Genomic DNA, 22,495 nt, shown 5'->3' with positions numbered 1-22,495 from the left:
CGGCCATTGTGCCTCCCGCGCCGCCGCATCCGCCGCCGCACCCCTTCTGAGCTGCACTTTCCCGGAGCGGCCGTCGATTGTCAGTGGTGCGGTGCACGATGGGGGGCATGGCCAGGACTGCGCTCGACTCCTTCTCTCCCGCGACCCGGAGCTGGTTCACGGGAGCTTTCAGCGCGCCCACCGCCGCGCAGGAAGGGGCATGGCGGGCGATCGGGGAGGGCTCGGACGTCCTGGTCGTCGCCCCGACGGGCTCGGGCAAGACGCTCGCGGCCTTCCTGGCCGCTCTGGACCGGCTGGCGTCCACGCCCCCGCCCGCCGAGGCCAGGATGCGCTGCCGGGTGCTGTACGTATCACCGCTGAAGGCCCTGGCGGTCGATGTGGAGCGCAATCTCCGCAGTCCGCTCACCGGCATCCGCCAGGAGTCGGTGCGGCTGGGACTTCCCGAGCCGGAGGTCCGGGTCGGTATCCGCTCGGGCGACACCCCGCCCGCCGAGCGCCGGTCCCTGGCCACCAGACCGCCGGACATCCTGATCACCACACCCGAGTCGCTGTTCCTGATGCTCACCTCCTCGGCGAGGGACGCGCTCGCGGGCGTGGAGACGGTGATCCTGGACGAGGTGCACGCGGTCGCCGGGACCAAACGGGGCGCGCATCTCGCCCTGTCGCTGGAGCGGCTGGACGAGCTGCTGCCGCGCCCCGCCCGCCGTATCGGTCTGTCGGCGACGGTGCGCCCGGTGGACGAGGTGGCCCGGTATCTCTCCCCCCGGCGGAAGGTGGAGATCGTCCAGCCCCGGTCGGGCAAGGAGTTCGATCTGTCGGTGGTCGTACCGGTCGAGGATTTGGGGGAGCTGGGCGGGTCACCGGCCTCCGAGTCCTCGCCGGGCTCTTCCGGTGACGGCGGCGACAAACCCTCGATCTGGCCGCATGTCGAGGAGAGGATCGCCGATCTCGTCCAGTCGCACCGCTCCACCATCGTCTTCGCCAACTCCCGCCGCCTGGCCGAGCGCCTGTGCAACCGGCTGAACGAGATCGCGTACGAGAGAGCCACCGGCACCCCGTTCGACTCGCCCGACTCCGCCACCGGCCGGCCCGGGGCGGGCACACCGGCCGAGATCATGGCCCAGTCGGGTGCCGCTCAGGGCGCCCCTGCCCTGCTCGCCCGCGCGCACCACGGCTCGGTCTCCAAGGAGCAGCGCGCCCTGGTGGAGGAGGATCTCAAGGCGGGCCGGCTGCCCGCCGTGGTGGCCACCTCCAGCCTTGAGCTGGGCATCGACATGGGCGCGGTGGATCTGGTCGTCCAGGTCGAGTCACCGCCGTCCGTGGCCTCCGGCCTCCAGCGGGTGGGCCGTGCGGGCCATCAGGTCGGCGCGGTCTCCACGGGTGTCGTCTTCCCGAAGTACCGGGGCGATCTGGTCCAGGCCGCCGTGGTCACCGAGCGGATGCGCACGGGCTCCATCGAGGCGCTGCGGATCCCGTCCAATCCGCTGGACGTGCTGGCGCAGCAGTTGGTCGCCATGGTCGCGCTGGACACCTGGCAGGCGGACGACCTGCTGGCGCTGACGCGCCGGGCCGCGCCGTTCGCCTCGCTGCCGGAATCGGCCTTCACGGCCGTCCTCGACATGCTCGCCGGACGCTATCCCTCCGATGCCTTCGCCGAGCTGCGTCCCCGTGTGGTCTGGGACCGGGTGGCGGGCACCGTCACCGGCAGGCCGGGCGCACAGCGCCTGGCCGTGACCTCGGGCGGCACGATCCCCGACCGCGGGCTGTTCGGCGTCTTCCTCGCGGGCGCGGACCCCAAGAAGGGCGGGGGGCGGGTCGGGGAGCTGGACGAGGAGATGGTGTACGAGTCGAGGGTGGGCGATGTCTTCACCCTGGGCACCACCTCCTGGCGTATCGAGGACATCACCCGGGACAGGGTGCTGGTGTCCCCCGCCCCCGGGGTGCCGGGCAGGCTGCCGTTCTGGAAGGGCGACCAGCTGGGCCGACCGCTCGAACTGGGGCGCGCGGTGGGCGCGTTCCTGAGGGAGGTCGGCGCCCTCTCCGAGGAGGACGGCCGGCTGAGACTGCTGGCCGCGGGCCTGGACGCCTGGGCCGCCGACAATGTCCTCGCCTATCTCGACGAGCAGCGCCGCGCCTGCGGGCATGTGCCCGACGACCGGACGATCCTCGTGGAGCGGTTCCGCGACGAGCTGGGCGACTGGCGGGTGGTGATCCACTCCCCCTTCGGCGCCCAGGTGCACGCACCCTGGGCACTGGCCCTCGGCGCCCGCCTCGCCGAGCGGTACGGCATGGACGCACAGGTGATGCACGCCGACGACGGCATCGTGCTGCGGCTCCCGGACGCCGATCTGATGGGCCTGGACCTGCTCGACCAGGACCCGGTCCATACGGACACGGCGTTCGACAGCGAGCAGGCCCCCGTAGGAGCGGCCGACGCCCTCTTCGACAAGGGCGAGATCGCCTCGATCGTCACGGACCAGGTGGGCGGCTCCGCGCTGTTCGCCTCACGGTTCCGCGAGTGCGCCGCGCGGGCCCTCCTGCTGCCCCGGCGCGATCCCGGCAAGCGCACTCCGCTGTGGCAGCAGCGCCAGCGCGCGGCCCAGCTGCTCCAAGTGGCCGGCGAGTTCGGCTCCTTCCCGATCGTCCTCGAAGCGGTGCGGGAATGCCTCCAGGACGTTTTCGACGTGCCGGGACTCACCGAGTTGATGGGCGACATCGAGTCCCGCAGGGTCCGGATGGTCGAGGTGACGACACCCGAGCCCTCGCCCTTCGCCCGCTCACTTCTCTTCGGCTATGTCGCCCAGTTCCTGTACGAGGGGGACTCACCGCTCGCCGAGCGGCGCGCGGCAGCCCTCTCCCTGGACTCCCGGCTCCTCTCCGAGCTGCTGGGCCAGGCCGAGCTGCGTGAGCTGCTCGACCCCGATGTCCTCACCGAGCTGGAGCGCGAGCTCCAGTGGCTCACCGAGGACCGTCGGATCAAGGACGAGGAGGGTGTCGCCGATCTGCTGCGGGTGCTGGGCCCGCTGACCGACGCCGAACTGGCCGAGCGCGGCTCGGATCCACGCTGGCCGGAAGAGCTCGCCAAGTCCCGCCGGGCGATCCGGGTCAGGGTCGCGGGCGAGGACCGCTGGGCGGCGGTCGAGGACGCCGGCCGGCTGCGGGACGCGCTGGGCACCGCGCTGCCGGTGGGAGTCCCGGAGGCGTTCACCGAGCCCGTCAGGGATCCGCTGGGCGATCTGCTGGCCCGGTTCGCCCGCACCCACGGCCCGTTCACCTCGGCACAGGCGGCGGAGCGCTTCGGTCTCGGCGCGGCCGTCACGGACGGGGCCCTTCAGCGGCTGGCCGCGGGAGGCCGGGTGGTGCAGGGCGAGTTCCATCCCTCCGGCATCGGCCGGGAGTGGTGCGACGCGACCGTGCTGCGCCGGCTGCGCCGCCGCTCCCTGGCGGCGCTGCGCCATGAGCTGGAGCCCGTCCCGCCGGCCGCGCTCGCCACCTTCCTCCCCCAGTGGCAGCATCTGGGCGGCCACGGTCTGCGCGGGATCGACGGGCTGGCGCGAGCGATCGAGCAGCTCCAGGGAGCCGCCGTCCCCGCCTCCGCACTGGAGAAGCTGATCCTGCCCTCCCGCGTCCAGGGGTACGGCCCGGCCCTGCTGGACGAGTTGACCACCACCGGCGAGGTCGTCTGGGCGGGCGCGGGCGCTCTGCCGGGCAAGGACGGCTGGATCTCCCTCTATCTCGCCGATGCCGCGCCGATGCTCCTCCCCCGGCCCCATCCCCTGGAGTTCACCGCACTCCACGAATCCGTACTGACCGCCCTCGCGCCCGGGTACGGCCTGTTCTTCCGTCAGATCGCCGACCAGGTCCGGGCCACCACCCACCCGGACGCCACGGATCCGCAGCTGGCCGACTCCATCTGGGATCTCGCCTGGTCCGGGCGGCTCACCAATGACACATTGTCACCGCTGCGTTCGCTGCTCGGCTCGGGCCGCACCGCCGGCTCCACGGCCCACCGGGCGAAGCGGACCGTGCCCCGGGGCAGATACGGAAGCCTCACGGCGGCGGCCCGGCCCGCCTCCCGCAGCGGCCCGCCGACCGTGAGCGGCCGATGGTCGCTGCTCCCGGCCGCCGAGCCCGATCCGACGCACCGCGCGCACGCGCTGGCCCGTACCCTGCTGGACCGCCACGGGGTGGTGACCCGGGGCGCGGTCGCTGCCGAGGGGGTCGAGGGCGGGTTCTCGGCAACGTACCGGGTCCTGTCCGCCTTCGAGGACAGCGGCCAGGCGCGCAGGGGTTATGTGGTGGAGGGGCTGGGGGCCGCCCAGTTCGCCATGGACGGCGCGGTGGACCGGCTGCGCGCGGCGGCGACCGCCAGGGAGCGCGGCGACGGACGTACCGCGCCCGAGGCGGTGGTCCTGGCCGCCGCCGACCCCGCCAACGCGTACGGAGCCGCCCTGCCCTGGCCCGAGCCCCCGGACGGGGCCGGCCACAAGCCCGGCCGGAAGGCCGGCTCACTGGTGGTCCTGGTCGACGGCGAGCTGACGCTGTACATGGAGCGTGGCGGAAAGTCGCTGCTGGCCTGGTCGGCCGACCACGACTCCCCCGCGCTCCTCGCGGCGGCAGGGGCCCTCGCGGAAGCCGCCCGGGCGGGCGCGCTCGGCACCGTGACGGTAGAGCGGGCCAACGGCGTCCCGGCGCTGTCCTCGCCCCTCTCCCGGCTCCTGGAGTCGGCGGGCTTCCACGCCACACCCCGGGGGCTGCGACTGCGGCCCTGACACAGCGGACGCCACCGTCCCGCATCATGGATGTCATGCCCGAAGGAGACACCGTCTGGCAGACCGCGAAGCGCCTGCACCACGCCCTCGCCGGGCGCAGCCTCACCCGGTTCGACCTGCGGGTTCCCCGGTTCGCCACCGCCGACCTCACCGGCAGGACGGTGCTGGACGTCACCCCGCGCGGCAAGCATCTCCTCACCCGGATCGAGGGCGGCCTCACCCTCCATTCCCATCTGCGGATGGACGGTGCCTGGCGCGTCTTCGAAACAGGCCGGCGCTGGCACGGCGGCCCCGCGCACCAGATCAGGGCCGTCCTCGGCAATGTCTCCCACACGGCCGTCGGCTACCGGCTGCCCGTGCTGGCGCTGCTGCGCACCGAGGACGAGGCCGGGGTCGTGGGCCATCTCGGACCGGATCTGCTGGGCCCCGACTGGGACACGGGGACGGCCCTGGCGAATCTGCTCTCCGACCCGGGCCGCGCACTCGGCGAGGCTCTGCTCGACCAGCGCAATCTCGCCGGGATCGGCAATGTGTACAAGTCGGAGCTGGCGTTCCTGGCGCGGGTGACTCCCTGGCTCCCGGTCGGCGGCCTGCCCGAAGGGGTTCCCGAGCGGCTGGTCGTCACCGCCCACCGGCTCCTCGACGCGAACAAGAGCACCTTCGACCGCCGGACCACGCCCGGAGGCACCGCTGCCGCCCGCAGCTCCCGGCTGTACGTCTACGGCCGCGAGGGCCTGCCCTGTCTGCGCTGCGGATCCCTCATCCGCAAGGCGACCCAGGGCGACGGCGGCGGAGGCGAGCGCGTCACCTACTGGTGCCCGGGCTGTCAGTCCGGCCCGACCGCCTGACGGACCGGCCCCCCTCACGGGCCAGCCGCCTCCCAGATCAGCCGCCTCACGGGCCAGTCACCTCCCAGATCGGCAGCCTCGCGGACCAGCCGTTGACGCATCGGCGCCCTGACGGAACCGCCCCCTGAGGACCGGCGGACGGGACGGACCGGCCGCCCGGCGAGCCACCCGCTGGACCGGCCGGTCGACGAACTCCCCGGCCGAACCCACCCGCCGCCCCGTGGGCCGGTGCCCGGCAAGATAATTGACTACCCATCAGATTCGGTCGTACGGTCCCGGCATGCCACTCAAGGCGTACGACCTCACGGGACGGACCGCGTTGATCACCGGGGCGGCGGGCGGGATCGGCAGGGCATCCGCCGCGCTGCTGGCCGAGGCCGGGGCCACGGTCCACTGCGCCGATATCGACGAGAAGGGACTGGCCGGCACACGCGAACTGATCGCCGACGCCGGTGGAACGGCGTACGTCCACCCACTCGATGTGACCGACCGCGCGCAGGTGAAGGCCACGGTCGCCACCGTGACCGCGGCGGCACGGCTCGACATCCTCGCCGCCATCGCCGGGATCATGCACAGCGGCACGGTCCTGGAGACCCGGGACGAGGACCTCGACCGGGTGCTGGCCGTCAACTTCAAGGGCGTCCTGTACGCGTGCCAGGAGTCGGCCCGCGCCATGATCGCGGCGGGCACCGCCGGCTCCCTCGTCACCATGGCCTCCGGGGCCGTGGACGCCGCGAACTCCGGCCTCCTCTGCTACAGCGCGGCCAAGGCGGCGGTGGTCCAGCTGACCCGGACCCTCGCGACGGAACTGGGGCCGCACGCCATCCGGGTGAACGCCGTCGCCCCAGGCTGGGTCCGTACACCCATGACCGACCGCCATGACGCCTCGCTCCAACGGCAGGCAGAGGCGGCGATGGTCCGGATCTCCCCGCTCGGCCGCGTCGGAGAGCCCGAGGACATCGCCCACGCGGTGCTGTATCTGGCCTCGGACGCTTCCTCGTTCACAACCGGTCAGATCATCCGCCCGAACGGCGGTGTCGCCATGCCCTGGTGACCTCACCGCCCCCGGCATCCCCGACAGCGCCCGTACCATCGGCACCCACAGCACCACCCGTACCACCGGCACCCGCACCCGCACCCGCGGAAGTGCCTCTGAACGCCGTCACATGGACCGGCAGCAGGCTCAGCCCCCACCCGCCTGCGGCCACGGCTCCTTCCACGAGCCCGGTCCGCTCCGGTACGAGCACCAGCCTCAGGACGGCCCACCACCACAGCCCGCCGCCCATCAGCACGGCCAGCACGAGCCCGCGAGCGGCCACCGGCACGAGGACGCACTCGCGTCGCACCATGGCTGCCTCCCTCCGGTCCACGCTAGCCCGGCGCCACCCCACCGAGGGAGGCGCACCGGATGCAAGCCCGGCGCACGGGACCTGGGCGCGCGCGGAGTGCCCACACGCCTGTCCACGGGTCCATGGCTCCGTTCGCCGGACCCGTACACCGGACCGGCCCGAAGTACCGGCCAGGCGCCAAACGCATACATCAGCACCTGGCACCGGCACGACAGTCGTACGCCCGGCACCGGGCGCCGGGCCCGCCCAGGGGGCTCACACGGCCCGTACGCTCCCGGTCCACGCACCTGCGCCCGGAACATCCATCGGAAGTCTCCCCCGGGACCACCCGTGCCGCATCCAGAACCATGCAGAACGGACGGCACGCCCATTCGGGGCCCGGCTGAGCCCGAGAAGCCCTCCTGTCCGCCTCGCGGGCCCTCCCGCCCCGCACCCCCCACACGCCCATGGACCCACTCCACCCCGAGAACGCCGGACGCACGCGGTTCACGCCCACAACGCACCCCCGCTCCCGCCGACCGCGACCGCCAAGGCATGACAAGTCCGGTGTGCCAGGACACCGATGACCCCGCCGGGGTGCGCGCTTCGCCGTTTTCCCCACGCCATGCGCACAGGTGCTCGATGATGACGGTCCCAACAACTGTCCCAGGAGAAACATGCGTACCCGCATCACCACGGCCGCCGTCATCAGCGTGCTCCTGACTCTCACCGCCTGCGGTGCGGAGCCCGAGCCGGAGAAGCGGGCCTCGGACAAGCCGTCAACCCAGGGCACCGGCACTGCCGACGGAGTGACCTCGGAGCAACAGGCGAGTGCCCGCAAGGCCGCGGGCGTCCCGGAGGAGCCCACCGGGGCCGAGCGCGCCGAACTGATCGCCACCATCGCCAAGGTGGCCCCGGACGCGGCCAAGCACGAGGAGAAGGCCGTCCTCGGCGCGCTGAACCAGTGCGCGGCGATCCACGCGAAGGCCCCCAAGCTGGACTGGCTCGCGGCGCAGCGCTTCAGCTACAAGGGTGTGAACACGAGCGAGTCACAGGGCAAGGAGCTCAACCAGGCCCTGAAGGACGGATTCTGCAAGGTGTAGTCACAGCTCCCGGGCAGACACCGGCACCGGCACCGAATCCGTATCGCCCGGACGCCACACCCCCTGTCCGCCACCGGCAGACCTTCGGCCCGTGCCCGGCACCCCGCCCCTGGAAGCACGACGGCCCCCGAGGAGTGCGCAACTCCTCGGGGGCCTCGGGACCCTCTTCCTCGCCATCAGGGGCCGCCTGACGGACGCCCCCGGATGCGGCAGGCGGCCACCGCCCACCAGAAGGCTGATCGATCAGGTCACGGAACCGCCGAACCTCCCGGACCACCGAACCTGCCGACCACAGAACCTCCGGCTCGCCAGGCGCCACCGACCAGGTCAGACGCTCTCGGCCTGGAACATCCACGCGTGCTTCTCCAGGTCGGCCGTGAGCCCGATCAGGATGTCCTGGCTCACCGGGTCCGGATCCGCGGTCGCCGCGATGCGCTCACGCATACGGGCGATCACCGCGCCGAGCCCGTCCACCAGGATGCGGACGGCGTCGACGTCCTTGATCCAGCCGTCGGGGGTAGTGCCGATCGCGCTCTGGGCAGCCACGGTGGCGGCACGCCCGTCCGGGGTCACCCCGATCGCCGAGCAGCGCTCCGCCACGGTGTCCGAGTGCAGCCGGGCGGTGTCGACGACCTCGTCGAGCTGGAGATGGACGGAACGGAAGCGCGGCCCCATGACATTCCAATGGACCTGCTTGGCCACGAGCCCGAGGTCCACCAGATCGACGAGCGCCCCCTGAAGTGCTTCTCCGACCGTCTTCAGGTCGGCATCGGACAGCGGGCTCTTCACGACAGACATGCGTTCCTCCAGTCGATTGCACAACCATGTCCCACCATGACATATCGGCCTCGACGGAACATTTCGGGGGGTACGCGATGCCCTCACCGCCCTCACCCCGGTACTGATCCGGTCGGTCGATCATCCCGGAGGGCCGAAGCCACAGGTCACCGGCCACCGGCCCCAGAACCCCGCACAGCCACCGCGCCCCACGCACACCCCTGAGCGACCACCCCCACCCGGGAGCACCGCCCCGGCACCCCGCGCCTCGGGCAGACCGCACACCTGGTACCCGTCTCCACGCCCATGACCAGGCCATCACCGCGGGTACCCACTCACGCCCAACGAAAAAACCCGCCCAACGAAAAGCCCCGGCCAACGCAACAACCCCGCCCAACGCAGAAACCCCGGCCCGCCGCCCTCACGGGGCAGCGACCGGGGCTCGGCCCGTATTCACTACGGCTCGGACCTGAACCGAGCCACTCGAACCGGACCGCTCCGAACCTCGCACCGGCGGCACAGGGGCCGCAGGGACGACGGGTCAGGCAGCAACGACGTCGACGGCCTCCGCCGGCGCCTTGATCGTCACCCGCTCCGTCGGCACACCCGCCACCGACGTCACGGAGACGGAATTGAGCATCGGGCGTACTGGCGCAGGCACCGGCTCACTCGCCGCTGCCGACTCGGCCAGCTCGGCCAGCGAGAGTTCGTCGCTCACTTCACGCATGAGCTCGGACATCCGTACGTCAAGCGCGTCGCAAATCGCGGAGAGCAGCTCGGAGGAAGCCTCCTTCTGCCCCCGCTCCACCTCGGAAAGATAGCCGAGCGAAACTCGGGCGGACGAGGAGACTTCGCGCAGAGTACGGCCCTGGCGCTGGCGCTGCCGACGCAGCACGTCACCCAACAGGCGACGGAGCAGAATCATCGGTGGCTCCCTCCTCGGACCGCGTAGCCGCATCCTTCACGCCCCACCGTACCGCCTCGCGCTGCGGCCGTGCGGGGAGCGATGTCGTGTTCACTCAGGGCTGCAAACATCAATTCCCCCCGTTCTGTTCCGTATCCTGTGCCCGCGCATTTTCCCGGAGTTCGCCGGAGAGCAGCCCGAGCACGCTCCGTACACTCTCTCTACGGATTTCCGCCCGGCTGCCGTTCAACCGCAGCGCGGCCACTTTCTCACCTCCGCGGGGTCGCGATACGGCCACGAAGACCGTTCCGACCGGGCGGCCGTCCTGGGGCTCGGGGCCCGCGACGCCGGTCGTGGCGATGCCCCAGTCCGCCCCCAGGGCGGTCCGGACTCCCGCCGCCATCTGCCGCGCCACCTCGGGGTCCACCGCGCCACGCTCCGCCAGAAGGGTCCCGTCCACACCGAGAAGCTCCTGTTTGAGAGCCGTCGCATAGGCCGTCACGGACCCGCGGAAGGCCGCCGATGCCCCGGGTACGGAGGTCAGCTCCGCGGCCACCAGACCGCCCGTGAGGGACTCGGCGACGGCAAGGGTCTCGCCACGCTCCGCAAGCAGCGCGAGCACCCGCTCCGCCGTGGTGCGGGCCTGCGTCACCGCTCGTCCAGGGCGGTGCCGCGCTCCTTGGCCAGTCCCCTGCGCCTCAGCATGACCGCCTGGCGTACATAGTCCAGGCCCGTGACGACCGTCAGCACGACGGCGAGGGCCATCACCCAGAATCGGAGCGTCGCCAGCCCCCCGGTCAGCGCCAGGACGTACATCCCGACTGCCGTGCCCTGGGCGAGGGTCTTGAGCTTTCCGCCGCGGCTGGCCGGAATCACTCCATGCCGGATCACCCAGAACCGCATCAGCGTGATCCCCAGCTCACGGAAGAGGATCACACCGGTCACCCACCACGGCAGATCGCCGAGCGCGGACAGGGTGATCAGACCGGCCGCCATGATCGCCTTGTCGGCGATCGGATCGGCGATCTTCCCGAAGTCGGTGACAAGGTTGTACGAACGTGCGAGATGGCCGTCGAAAACGTCGGTGATCATGGCGACGGCGAACGCGGCCCAGGCCCAGGCCCGCCAGACCGGATCGTATCCGCCGTCCTGGAGCATCAGCAGCACGAAGGCGGGCACCAGCACCAGCCGGATCATGGTCAGGATGTTGGCGATGTTCCAGAGGCTGGCCTGATTGACGGCCGCAGCGCCCAGCTTGCCGCCGGGTGCGGGCCTTCCGGTCCCGCCCCCCGCGGATGCCGGCACTCCGGTCATCTGCCCGCCTCCTCGCCCGGGACCCGGCGGCCGCCCTCCGGCCCGCCGGAGGCATGCGAGGCGGCCAGGGTCACCGTCTGCCCGGCGCCGGCCGGAGCCGCGGTACCGGTACCAGGAGCACCGGCACCCACCGTGACCGCATGCTCCGGCCCCGGAGCCGCACCCGTACCGGCTGCCACCGCACCCACCGCAGGAACCTGATGATCCCCTTCCGGAAGACCGCGGTACCGGGCCACCAGGTCGACACCCTCCGTACCGACGGCCTCGGCCCTGACCATGCTGCCGGGTACCAGTCCCTCGCGGGAGGTGAAGACGACCTGGCCGTCCGTCTCCGGCGCCTGGTGAGCGGCCCGGCCGATCGCGCCGTCCTCGCCGTCGACGGACTCGACGAGCACGACCAGGCTCTCCCCGATCCGCTCCTCGGCGCGCTGCGCGGTCAGCTCGTCCGCCAGCCGGGACAGATGCGCGAGACGCTCGGCGACGATCTCCTCGTCCAGCTTGTCCGGGTACGAGGCCGCCTCCGTACCCTCCTCGTCCGAGTAGCCGAACACCCCGATGGCGTCCAGCCGCGCCTCGGTGAGAAAGCGCTCCAGCTCGGCGAAGTCCGCCTCGCTCTCGCCCGGGAAACCGACGATGAAGTTCGAGCGCACACCGGCGTCCGGGGCCTTGGCCCTGATGGTCTCCAGCAGGTCGAGGAAGCGCTCGGTGTCGCCGAAGCGCCGCATCGACCGCAGCACCCCGGCCGCGGAGTGCTGGAAGGAGAGATCGAAGTAGGGCGCGACGCCGGGTGTGGAGGTCAGCACATCGATCAGCCCGGGCCGCATCTCGGCGGGCTGGAGATAGCTGACCCGGACCCGCTCGATGCCGTCGACCGCCGCCAGCTCCGGAAGCAGCGTCTCCAGCAGCCGGATGTCGCCGAGGTCCTTGCCGTACGAGGTGTTGTTCTCCGAGACGAGCATGACCTCCTTCACGCCCTGCTCGGCCAGCCAGCGCGTCTCCCCGAGGACGTCGCCGGGGCGCCGGGAGATGAAGGAGCCCCGGAACGACGGGATGGCGCAGAAGGTGCACCGCCGGTCACAGCCGGAGGCGAGCTTGACGGACGCGACGGGGCTGGTGCCGAGCCTGCGCCGCAGTGGTGCGCGAGGGCCGGAGACCGGCGCGACTCCCTCGGGGAGATCGGCGGGCGCCTCGGGAAGCACGGCGGCCCCGCCGTGCCCGGGGAGGGCCACATCGGTCGCCCCCTGGCGCTCGACCGGGCTGAGCGGAAGGAGTTTGCGCCGGTCACGGGGAGTGTGCGAGGCGTGGACACCACCGCTGAGGATGGTCTGGAGCCGGTCGGAGATATCGGCGTAGTCGTCGAAGCCCAGGACGCCGTCGGCCTCGGGCAGCGCGTCGGCCAGTTCCTTGCCGTACCGCTCGGCCATGCAGCCGACGGCGACCACGGCCTGGGTGCGGCCGTGGTCCTTGAGATCGTTGGCTTCCAGGAGGGCGTCGACGGAGTCCTTCTTGGCCGCTTCGACGAAGCCGCAGGTGTTGACGACCGCGACATCCGCGTCGGCGGCTTCCTCGACCAGCTCCCAGCCGTCCGCTGCCAGACGGCCTGCTAGCTCCTCCGAGTCCACCTCGTTACGGGCGCAGCCAAGAGTGACGAGGGCGACGGTACGGCGTTCGGGCATGGGCTCAACACTACTTCGTCCAGGCGGGCACCCTTGCCCGAGGCTCCCGGCCTTGCGGCGCCGGGGGCCCTGCGAGCTGCGGTGTCAGCCGTGTGAACCGGCCCTGGGAATCGCTTGTTCTAGCCTGCCTCGGGGTCTCCCCTGGTGTACGAGAGCCGCTCGACCTGGCCGGGCTCGAACTCGTTCCGGACCTGCTTGCCGTTCACGAACAGTTCGATCGCCCCCGCGTTCCCGAGGACGAGGTCGATGCGCCGGTCGTCCTGGAAGATCTTGGACTCGCCCTTTTCGAGCGTTCCGTCGAAGATCTGCTTGCCGTTGTGGGACTTGGCCGAAATCCAGCTCCTGCCCTGGAGCACGGTCAGCTTCACCGTCACCTTGTCCTTGGGCACGGCGGCGATGGCGTCGCTCCCCGACGGGACAGGCTTGGGGCCGGGGGGCTTGTCGGTGGACGGCTTCTTCGTGCCGCTCGACTTGTCGGCCGTGGGGCCCTCCGCCACCTGACCGCTCTTGCCGCCGTCGTCGCTGTCGCCGCTGAAGAGGGTGAAGCCGACGAATCCGACCACGGCGACGATCGCGGCGACCATCGCCGCGGTCCAATTGGGGCGGCGGGGCTCGGGCCGGATCCGCTCGGCCTCGAACAGCGGCGCGGCGGGGGTCGGCGCCGGCCGCCCGCCGTGCTCGGCGTCGTACTGCTCGACCAGCGGGGCCGGGTCGAGGCCGACGGCGCGCGCGATCATGCGGATGTGCCCGCGGGCGTAGACGTCGCCGCCGCTGCGGGAGAAGTCGTCCTCCTCGATCGCGTGGACGATCGGGACGCGTACGCGGGTGGTGGCACTGACCTCGTCGACGGTCAGGCCGGAATCGATACGGGCCTGCTGGAGCACGTAGCCGACCGAAGGCCGGGCGTCCTGGTCGGAAGGCCGGTCGTCTTCGGGGGAGTTGCCGATGGACACGAGGGCGCCTTTCGAGCGTGTAACCACCTGCCGGAGGTTCAGTCTATGGGTGGTACGAAAGGGTGGGGCAACCGGTCGGAGGGACTTTGTACGCCATCGGAATGGCCGGCACATCCGTGATGGTGGAACGCATTTTTCCGTCCCCTTCTCCAACTTGACGTAGCGCCGGGGGAAACGGTTGCTCTGCCTCCCGTACGGGTGAGTCGCGCCCGCCCGAATGGCGGGAGGCGCCTCTCCCGAAGGGGCCGGACGGGCCCCGGGGGACACCCGCCGACACCTGAACCGACACCGAACCGACACCTGAACCGGAGCCAGGGCCACCGCCGGCGGAACCGGAGCGGACACCGACGCCGAAGCGGAAGCCGGAGCCGGGGCGGACACCGACGTCTGAGCGGCATCTGAAGGCCAGTCCCCGCCTCCTCGCTCCGATCCTCGGCCGGTGACGCCTGGCTCCGGGACGCCGTGACGCCCCGACGCGCTGACGCCCAGGACGCCTCGGACGTCCTAGGAGGGAGACTCCCCCCGGATCACGGCCAGCACTCCATCCAATTCGTCGGGCTTCACCAGAACGTCACGCGCCTTGGAGCCCTCGCTGGGTCCGACGATGTTCCGGGACTCCATCAGATCCATCAGCCGGCCCGCCTTGGCGAAGCCGACGCGCAGCTTGCGCTGGAGCATGGACGTGGACCCGAACTGGGTGGAGACGACCAGTTCGGCGGCCTGGCACAGCAGATCGAGGTCGTCGCCGATGTCCTCGTCGATTTCCTTCTTCTGCTTGCTGCCGACCGTGACGTCGTCGCGGAAGACGGGGGCCATCTGGTCCTTGCAGTGCTGGACGACGGCCGCGACCTCCTCCTCGGTCACGAAGGCGCCCTGCATACGAGTCGGCTTGTTCGCGCCCATCGGCAGGAAGAGCCCGTCGCCCTTGCCGATCAGCTTCTCCGCGCCTGGCTGGTCCAGGATGACCCGGCTGTCGGCGAGCGACGAGGTGGCGAAGGCGAGCCGCGAGGGCACATTCGCCTTGATCAGACCGGTGACCACATCGACGGACGGCCGCTGGGTGGCCAGCACCAGATGGATCCCGGCCGCGCGCGCCAGCTGGGTGATCCGGACGATCGCGTCCTCCACATCGCGCGGGGCGACCATCATCAGATCCGCCAGCTCGTCCACGATGACCAGCAGATACGGGTAGGGCTGGAGCTCGCGTTCGCTGCCCTCCGGCAGCTTGACCTTGCCATTGCGAATGGCCTGGTTGAAGTCGTCGATGTGCCGGTACCCGAACGCCGCCAGGTCGTCGTAGCGCAGATCCATCTCGCGCACGACCCACTGGAGCGCCTCGGCCGCGCGCTTGGGGTTGGTGATGATCGGCGTGATCAGATGCGGAATGCCCTCGTACGCGGTCAGCTCGACCCGCTTGGGGTCGACGAGCACCATCCGGACGTCCTCGGGGGTCGCCCTTATCATGATCGAGGTGATCAGGCAGTTGATGCAGGACGACTTGCCGGATCCGGTCGCGCCCGCGACGAGCACATGCGGCATCTTCGCGAGGTTGGCCATCACATAGCCCCCCTCCACGTCCTTGCCGAGCGCCACCAGCATCGGATGGTCGTCCTCGGCCGCGTCCGCCAGCCGCAGCACATCACCGAGGTTGACCATCTCGCGGTCGGTGTTGGGAATCTCGATCCCGACCGCGGACTTGCCGGGGATCGGGGAGATGATCCGGACATCGGGGCTGGCGACGGCGTACGCGATGTTCTTGGTGAGCGCGGTGATCCGCTCGACCTTCACGGCCGGGCCCAGCTCGACCTCGTAACGTGTGACCGTCGGCCCCCGGGTGAACCCGGTGACGGCCGCGTCGACCTTGAACTCCGTGAAGACCTGCGTCAGCGAGGCGACCACGGCGTCATTGGCGGCGCTGCGCGTCTTCCCGGGGCCGCCGCGCTCCAGCAGATCGAGCGAGGGCAGGGAGTAGGTGATGTCCCCGGCGAGCTGGAGCTGTTCGGCACGCGGCGGAAGCGGCTGGCTCTCCTCGGGCGCGGGTTTGGTGAGGTCCGGTACGGAAGAACCCGCCCCGGGTCCGGCGGGGGGCCGCTCCGGCTCACGCGCCGACGGCACCGGGGACGCGGCCCGCTGCCGGTCGGCCGTGACGTCCTTGGTCAGATCGGCGACCAGCGGGGAGGGCGGCAGACCGTTGTACACGGCGCCGTCGAGGGCCGCCGCCGCTGCCGCCGCCACGTCCACGGCGTCCATCGGACGGTCCATGGCGGGCTGCACGGACGCCCTGCGGGGCCTGCGGCGCCGGAGGGCATCGGCCTCGGCCTGGTCGGGGTCGTACTCCGGCGCATCGCTCCGGCGCGCGGAGCGCCGCCCGCGCACGGGTACGGCATCACGCCACTGCTCCTCGTAACGCTCGTCGTCACCGGTGGCCTCACCGTCCGCGCCGGGCTCGTACCCGGGCTGGATGAGACCGAGCCTGACACCGAGCTGCCGCAGACGCTGCGGAATGGCGTTCACGGGCGTCGCCGTGACCACGAGCAGACCGAACACCGTGAGCAGAAGGAGCAGCGGTACGGCGAGCACCTCGCCCATGGCGAAGATCAGCGGCCTGGACGCGGCCCAGCCGATCAGACCGCCGGCGTCCTGCATGGCCTCGGTGCCGTCGTCCCGTCCCGGGGAGCCACAGGCGATGTGGACCTGGCCGAGTACGCCGATGACGAGGGCGGAGAGGCCGATCACGATCCGGCCGTTGGCGTCGGGCTTCTCGGGATACAGGATCAGGCGCACGGCGATCGCGCCCAGCAGTATCGGCACCAGCAGGTCGAGCCGGCCGAAGGCACCGGTCACCAGCATCTCGACCAGGTCGCCGACCGGGCCGCGCAGATTGGACCAGGTCCCGGCCGCGACGATCAGGGAGAGGCCCAGCAGCAGCAGTGCGAGGCCGTCCTTGCGGTGGGCGGGGTCGAGTCCCTTGGCTCCACGCCCTATACCGCGGAACATCGCTCCCACGGCGTGCGCGAGACCGAGCCAGAGGGCGCGCGCGAGCCGATACACGCCCCCTGTGGGCGACGGCGCCGGCTTGGGCGCGGGCTTCTTGGCCGCCGCTTTCCTGGGCGGCTTGGCAGTTGCCTTTTTCGCGGGTGCGGACTTCTTGGCCGCCGCCTTTTTCGCGGGAGCCGCCTTCTTCGCGGCCGCGGGGGCACCGCTCGTACGCCCGGGGCGCGGCTTCGCGGTGCCGGCCGTGCCCTGGGAACCCTTGCCGGACGTACGTGAGGCCATGATGGTGAGGTTACCGGTGCGAGAGGCGTGGGACACGTGTCCCACGGGTTCACCCCCACGTGTCGCCCCGGAGAGGCGCCGAGGTGACGCCCCCTCAGCCACCGAGCGTGAGCGAGCCGTTCCTCGCGGCATGGCCCTTCATGCGCGACGCGGCGGGCCCGCCCCTGCCTGTCCCGCCCCGCCACTGCCCGGCCTTTTGCCCGGCCGCCGCGCGTTTTCCGCGGATCGGATCAGAACGAGGTGGCCACGCCGCGACAGCGCTCCCCCGGCCCGCGCGCGTACGGCGCGCAGGGGCTTCGGACCTCTGCTGGACGCCCGTCCCAGCTGGGACCTACCGGTGGGGCACCTTTCCGGCCACCCCGTCAGTTCTGCGAGGGCAGCGTCGGCGCTCCGCCGGTGCCGGGCTCCAGTGCGTCCAGGGCCCTGCGCAAACCCGTGAGTTTGCGTTCGAGATGGGCGGCGGTGGCGACGGCCGCCGCGTCGGCGGAGTCGTCGTCGAGCTGCTTGGAGAGCGCTTCGGCCTGCTCCTCGACCGCCGCGAGCCGCGCGGACAGCTCGGCGAGCAGCCCGGCCGGCTCCTTGTTGTTGGATCCCGCCGCGGGCCTGCCGCCGCCTTCGAGCTGGAGCCGCAGCAGGGCCGCCTGCTCGCGCAGTTGGCAGTTCTTCATATACAGCTCGACGAAGACCGACACCTTGGCACGCAGCACCCAGGGGTCGAACGGCTTCGAGATGTAGTCGACCGCGCCGGCCGCGTATCCCCGGAAGGTGTGGTGGGGGCCGTGGTTGATCGCGGTGAGGAAGATGATCGGGATGTCCCGCGTCCGCTCACGCCGCTTGATGTGTGCGGCCGTCTCGAAACCATCCATTCCGGGCATTTGCACATCAAGCAGAATGACCGCGAAGTCGTCTGTCAGCAGCGCCTTGAGCGCTTCCTCCCCTGACGATGCCCGCACCAGCGTCTGATCGAGCGCGGAGAGAATGGCCTCCAGCGCCAGCAGATTCTCCGGCCGGTCATCGACCAGGAGGATCTTGGCCTTCTGCACCATGCCCCGTCCTCCTCGCCCCGGCTTGGGGCCTCCCCGGCTCCATGAGCACGGAGGGCGCACCGGGCGCCGCCCCAGGGGACGACTCCCTTGCGCCGCCCGTCCTTGTGCCGGTCATGGTAGCCGCACCCTGCCCGTCGACACACCCTGTCACCGGGATGTCACTGTGCACGCAGCGGAAACGCAGCGGGAGACCAGAAGGTTCCCCGAAACACACCGTCTCACACACCTTCAGCCACAGTCAGTCAACAACTGACAGAGATCCGAACACAATTCGCTCACTTTCCTCGCATCCACTGCTCCATCACCGAGAGCAGATGGTCGGGATCCACCGGCTTGGTCACATAGTCGGAGGCACCCGACTCGATGGCCTTCTCCCGGTCGCCCTTCATCGCCTTGGCGGTCAGCGCGATGATCGGCAGCCCCGCGAACTGCGGCATCCTGCGGATCGCGGTCGTCGTGGCATACCCGTCCATCTCCGGCATCATGATGTCCATCAGCACGACCGTCACATCGTCGTGCTGCTCCAGGACTTCGATACCCTCCCGGCCGTTCTCCGCGTACAGCACCGACAGACCGTGCTGCTCCAGCACGCTGGTGAGCGCGAAGACATTGCGGATGTCGTCGTCGACGATCAGTACCTTCTCATTGTCGAAGCTGAACGTACGCCTCGGCTCCGGGGCCGCCTCCTGGGGCCCCTCGTCCCGGCCGCCCCGGGCCCTCCCGGCCGCGCCCTCCTGCCCGGACCCGGCTCCGCCGTCCGCCTGCCCTGCGGCCGTGGGAAGCGCCGCCCGCTCCCGCGCACCGCTCAGCGCCTTGCGGCGACGGCGGAAGAGCGCGGCCGGACCGGACTCACCCGGCACCATCCGCTCGGGCCGCTCGGTCGGAGCGCTGATCTCCGCCATCTGGTCGGCCCCCGGCCCCGAGCCGCCGGCCGGCGGTTCACTGGGGTGAAGGGGCAGATAGAGCGTGAACGTCGAGCCACGGCCGGGTTCACTCGCCGCGTGGATCTCACCGCCGAGCAGCCGCGCGATCTCCCGGCTGATCGAGAGCCCCAGCCCCGTACCGCCGTACTTGCGGCTCGTCGTCCCGTCGGCCTGTTTGAACGCCTCGAAGATCACCCGCATCTTGCCCGCCGCGATCCCGATCCCGGTGTCGGTGACCGAGAAGGCGATCAGATCGGCGTCCGGGTCCTGGAGCGAGCCGACTTCCAGCAGCTGCTCCCGGATCGACTGCGGCACATCCGCGCTCGCCGGCCGGATCACCAGCTCCACCGCACCGGAGTCGGTGAACTTCACCGCGTTCGACAGCAGATTGCGCAGCACCTGAAGGAGCCGCTGCTCGTCGGTGTGCAGGGTCGCGGGCAGTTCCGGAGAGACCCGTACGGAGAAGTCGAGCCCCTTCTCCGCCGTCAGGGGCCGGAAGGTGGCCTCCACATAGTCGACCAGCTGCACCAGCGCGATCCGGGTCGGGCTGACGTCCATCTTGCCCGCCTCGACCTTCGACAGATCGAGGATGTCGTTGATCAGCTGCAGCAGATCCGAACCGGCGCCGTGGATCGTCTCGGCGAACTCCACCTGCTTGGGCGAGAGATTCCCCTCCGCGTTGTCCGCGAGGAGCTTCGCCAGGATGAGCAGCGAGTTCAGCGGTGTCCGCAGCTCGTGCGACATATTCGCCAGGAACTCGCTCTTGTAGCGCATCGAGACCGCCAGCTGCTCGGCCCGCTCCTCCAGCACCTGCCGGGCCTCTTCGATCTCGGTGTTCTTGACCTCGATATCACGGTTCTGCTGCGCCAGCAGCTCCGCCTTCTCCTCCAGCTCCGCGTTGGACGACTGGAGCGCCTTCTGCCGGTTCTCCAGCTCGGCCGACCGCTCGCGTAGCTGCTCGGTCAGCTCCTGCGACTGCTTCAGCAGCACCTCGGTCTTGGTGTTCACACTGATGGTGTTGACACTCGTCGCGATCATCTCGGCGATCTGGTTCAGGAAGTCCCGCTGGATCTGGGTGAACGGCTGGAACGACGCCAGCTCGATCACCCCGAGCACCTTCCCCTCGAAGAGCACCGGCAGCACGATCACATGCGCCGGAGACGCCTCCCCGAGCCCCGAGGAGATCTTCAGATACCCCGGCGGCACATTGACCTGAATCGTCCGCTTCTCCTCCGCCGCCGTCCCGATCAGCGTCTCTCCCGGCCGGAACGACGTGGGCATCAGACCGGCGGAGTAGCCGTAACTGCCGCGCATGACCAGCTCGTACGAGATCTCCCCGCTGCCCGAGACATCCGAGCTGCCGCCCGTCGGCATCGCAAGGAAGAACGCGCCGTGCTGCGCCGAGACCACCGGCGTCAGCTCGCTCATGATCAGGGAGGCCACATCGTCGAGATCGCGCCTGCCCTGCATCAGACCGGAGATCCGGGCCAGATTGCCCTTGAGCCAGTCCTGCTCCTCATTGGCGAGTGTGGTGTCCCGCAGATTCGCGATCATCGTGTTGATGTTGTCCTGGAGGACCTGGATCTCCCCGGCCGCGTCCACATCGATCTTCAGATTGAGATCACCGCGGGTCACCGCGGTGGCGACGGCGGCGATCGCGCGCACCTGCCGGGTCAGATTCCCGGCCATCTCGTTCACGGACTCGGTCAGATCGCGCCAGGTGCCGTCGACGTCCCGTACGCGGGCCTGACCGCCCAACTGCCCGTCCGTACCCACTTCCCGGGCCACCCGGGTGACCTCCCCGGCGAACGAGGAGAGCTGGTCGACCATCGTGTTGATGGTGGTCTTCAGCTCCAGGATCTCGCCCCGGGCGTCGATGTCGATCTTCCTGGTGAGATCGCCCTTGGCGATCGCGGTGGTGACAGTGGCGATCTGCCGCACCTGCCAGGTCAGATTGGACGCCATCGAGTTCACCGACTCGGTGAGGTCCTTCCAGGTGCCGGAGACCCCCGGGACCTGTGCCTGACCGCCGAGTTCGCCCTCGGTACCCACCTCGCGCGCGACCCGCGTGACCTCGTCCGCGAACGACGACAGGGTCGTCACCATCGTATTGACGGTCTCGGCCAGCTCCGCGAACTCACCGCGGGCCTCGACCGTCACCTTCTTCGTCAGATCGCCGTTGGCGACGGCCGCCGAGACCCGGGCGATGTTGCGCACCTGGTTGGTCAGGTTGTTGGCCATCAGATTGACGTTGTCACTGAGGTCCTTCCAGATGCCGGTGACACCCCGCACCCGCGCCTGACCGCCGAGGACACCCTCCGTACCGACCTCACGCGCGACCCTGGTCACCTCGTCCGCGAAGTCGGACAGCTGGTCCACCATCGTGTTCACGGTCGTCACCAGTTCGAGGATCTCGCCCTTGGCGTCGACGGTGATCTTCTTCGACAGATCGCCCTTGGCGACGGCGGTGGTCACCTCGGCGATACTGCGGACCTGGGACGTCAGATTGTTCGCCATCGAGTTGACGGACTGGGTGAGGTCCTTCCAGGTCCCGGAGACGCCCTGCACCTCCGCCTGCCCGCCCAGCATGCCCTCGGTGCCGACCTCGCGGGCGACCATGGTCACCTGCTCGGCGAAGTCCGAGAGCTGGTCCACCATCGTGTTGATGGTGTTCTTCAGCTCAAGAATCTCGCCCCGCGCGTCCACATCGATCTTCTGCGACAGATCACCCCGCGCCACCGCCGTGGCGACCTGCGCGATGTTACGGACCTGAGCGGTGAGGTTGCCCGCCATGCCGTTCACGGAGTCCGTCAGATCGCGCCACACACCGGCGACGCCCGGCACCTGCGCCTGACCGCCCAGCCGGCCGTCGGTGCCGACCTCGCGGGCCACCCGTGTCACCTGCTCGGCAAAGGCGGAGAGCTGGTCCACCATCGTGTTGATGGTGTTCTTCAGCTCAAGAATCTCGCCCCGCGCGTCCACATCGATCTTCTGCGACAGATCACCCCGCGCCACCGCCGTCGTCACCTGGGCGATCTGCCGGACCTGCGAGGTCAGGTTCCCCGCCATGAAGTTGACGGAGTCGGTCAGTTCCTTCCACGTACCGCTGACACCGTCGACACGCGCCTGACCGCCGAGACGGCCCTCCGTCCCCACGTCCCGGGCCATACGCGTGACCTGGTCGGCGAACGAGGACAGCTGAGCCACCATCGTGTTGACGGTGTTCTTCAGCTCCAGCATCTCCCCGGCCACATCGACCGTGACCTTCTGCGACAGATCACCATTGGCGACCGCCGTCGTCACCTGCGCGATGTCCCGTACCTGGCCGGTCAGATTACGGAAGGCCGTGTTCACCGAGTCGGTGAGGTCCTTCCAGGTCCCGGCCGCGCCGGGGACGCCCGCCTGCCCCCCTAGGCGCCCCTCCACACCGACCTCCCGGGCGACGCGCGTCACCTCGGAACCGAAGGACTGCAACTGGTCCACCATCGTGTTGACGGTGTTCTTCAGCTCCAGCATCTCCCCGGCCACATCGACCGTGACCTTCTGCGACAGATCACCATTGGCGACCGCCGTCG

13 protein-coding genes and 1 pseudogene are annotated in these 22,495 nt (G+C 70.5%); 4 read left to right on the top strand and 10 right to left on the bottom strand.

Going from position 1 to position 22,495, the window contains the following annotated elements:
• Positions 1-107: 107 nt before the first annotated feature.
• The 3 genes from ACIBCM_RS28000 (at position 108) to ACIBCM_RS27990 (ending at position 6,674) form a co-directional block, all read left to right on the top strand.
• Positions 108-4,772: an ATP-dependent helicase gene (locus tag ACIBCM_RS28000; RefSeq protein ID WP_399247905.1), complete on the top strand. Its 4,665-nt coding sequence runs from the start codon at positions 108-110 to the stop codon at positions 4,770-4,772.
• A gap of 35 nt (positions 4,773-4,807) precedes the next feature.
• Positions 4,808-5,620 (top strand): Fpg/Nei family DNA glycosylase, encoded by an 813-nt coding sequence (locus tag ACIBCM_RS27995; RefSeq protein WP_399247903.1) that lies wholly within the window; start codon positions 4,808-4,810, stop codon positions 5,618-5,620.
• A gap of 280 nt (positions 5,621-5,900) precedes the next feature.
• On the top strand, positions 5,901-6,674 hold the full coding sequence (locus ACIBCM_RS27990; protein WP_399247901.1) for an SDR family NAD(P)-dependent oxidoreductase: 774 nt from the start codon (positions 5,901-5,903) through the stop codon (positions 6,672-6,674).
• Here ACIBCM_RS27990 and ACIBCM_RS27985 read toward each other — a convergent pair.
• A complete protein-coding gene (locus ACIBCM_RS27985; protein WP_399247899.1) occupies positions 6,637-6,969 on the bottom strand; it encodes a hypothetical protein in 333 nt (110 codons plus the stop codon). The genes ACIBCM_RS27990 and ACIBCM_RS27985 overlap by 38 nt on opposite strands.
• 656 nt (positions 6,970-7,625) lie before the next feature.
• Between ACIBCM_RS27985 and ACIBCM_RS27980 the strand changes: the two genes are divergently transcribed.
• Entirely contained in the window at positions 7,626-8,051 is a 426-nt protein-coding gene (locus ACIBCM_RS27980; RefSeq protein ID WP_399247897.1) for a hypothetical protein, read from the top strand.
• Between the two features lie 327 nt (positions 8,052-8,378).
• On the opposite strand, the gene ACIBCM_RS27975 is transcribed toward ACIBCM_RS27980, so the two are convergent.
• The 9 genes and pseudogenes from ACIBCM_RS27975 to ACIBCM_RS27935 all read right to left on the bottom strand — a co-directional run.
• Positions 8,379-8,849, bottom strand: a complete 471-nt coding sequence (locus ACIBCM_RS27975) for a Dps family protein (RefSeq protein WP_399247895.1) — start codon at positions 8,847-8,849, stop codon at positions 8,379-8,381.
• A gap of 520 nt (positions 8,850-9,369) precedes the next feature.
• Positions 9,370-9,753, bottom strand: coding sequence for a helix-turn-helix domain-containing protein (locus ACIBCM_RS27970; RefSeq protein WP_019889909.1), 384 nt, complete (start codon positions 9,751-9,753; stop codon positions 9,370-9,372).
• Between the two features lie 109 nt (positions 9,754-9,862).
• Positions 9,863-10,384, bottom strand: a complete 522-nt coding sequence (locus tag ACIBCM_RS27965) for a CinA family protein (protein ID WP_399247892.1) — start codon at positions 10,382-10,384, stop codon at positions 9,863-9,865.
• Positions 10,381-11,046, bottom strand: a complete 666-nt coding sequence (gene pgsA / locus ACIBCM_RS27960) for a CDP-diacylglycerol--glycerol-3-phosphate 3-phosphatidyltransferase (RefSeq protein WP_399247890.1) — start codon at positions 11,044-11,046, stop codon at positions 10,381-10,383. The genes ACIBCM_RS27965 and pgsA overlap by 4 nt, the downstream gene beginning before the upstream one ends.
• 209 nt (positions 11,047-11,255) lie before the next feature.
• Positions 11,256-12,722: pseudogene (gene rimO, locus ACIBCM_RS27955) on the bottom strand (30S ribosomal protein S12 methylthiotransferase RimO); the annotation flags it as partial.
• Positions 12,723-12,841: 119 nt separating this feature from the next.
• Positions 12,842-13,675, bottom strand: coding sequence for a helix-turn-helix domain-containing protein (locus tag ACIBCM_RS27950; protein WP_399247888.1), 834 nt, complete (start codon positions 13,673-13,675; stop codon positions 12,842-12,844).
• Positions 13,676-14,179: 504 nt separating this feature from the next.
• On the bottom strand, positions 14,180-16,951 hold the full coding sequence (locus tag ACIBCM_RS27945; RefSeq protein WP_399247886.1) for a DNA translocase FtsK: 2,772 nt from the start codon (positions 16,949-16,951) through the stop codon (positions 14,180-14,182).
• A 362-nt stretch (positions 16,952-17,313) separates the two neighbouring features.
• A complete protein-coding gene (locus ACIBCM_RS27940) occupies positions 17,314-17,997 on the bottom strand; it encodes a two-component system response regulator (RefSeq protein WP_389272257.1) in 684 nt (227 codons plus the stop codon).
• A 275-nt stretch (positions 17,998-18,272) separates the two neighbouring features.
• Positions 18,273-22,495: HAMP domain-containing protein (locus ACIBCM_RS27935; RefSeq protein WP_399247884.1), on the bottom strand; the 4,223-nt coding region annotated here is incomplete at its 5' end.

It is taken from the genome of Streptomyces sp. NPDC051018 (assembly GCF_044456085.1).
GTDB lineage: Bacteria > Actinomycetota > Actinomycetes > Streptomycetales > Streptomycetaceae > Streptomyces.
Note: the sequence above shows the minus strand (reverse complement) of the source record. Positions and strands in the feature narration are given on the sequence as shown.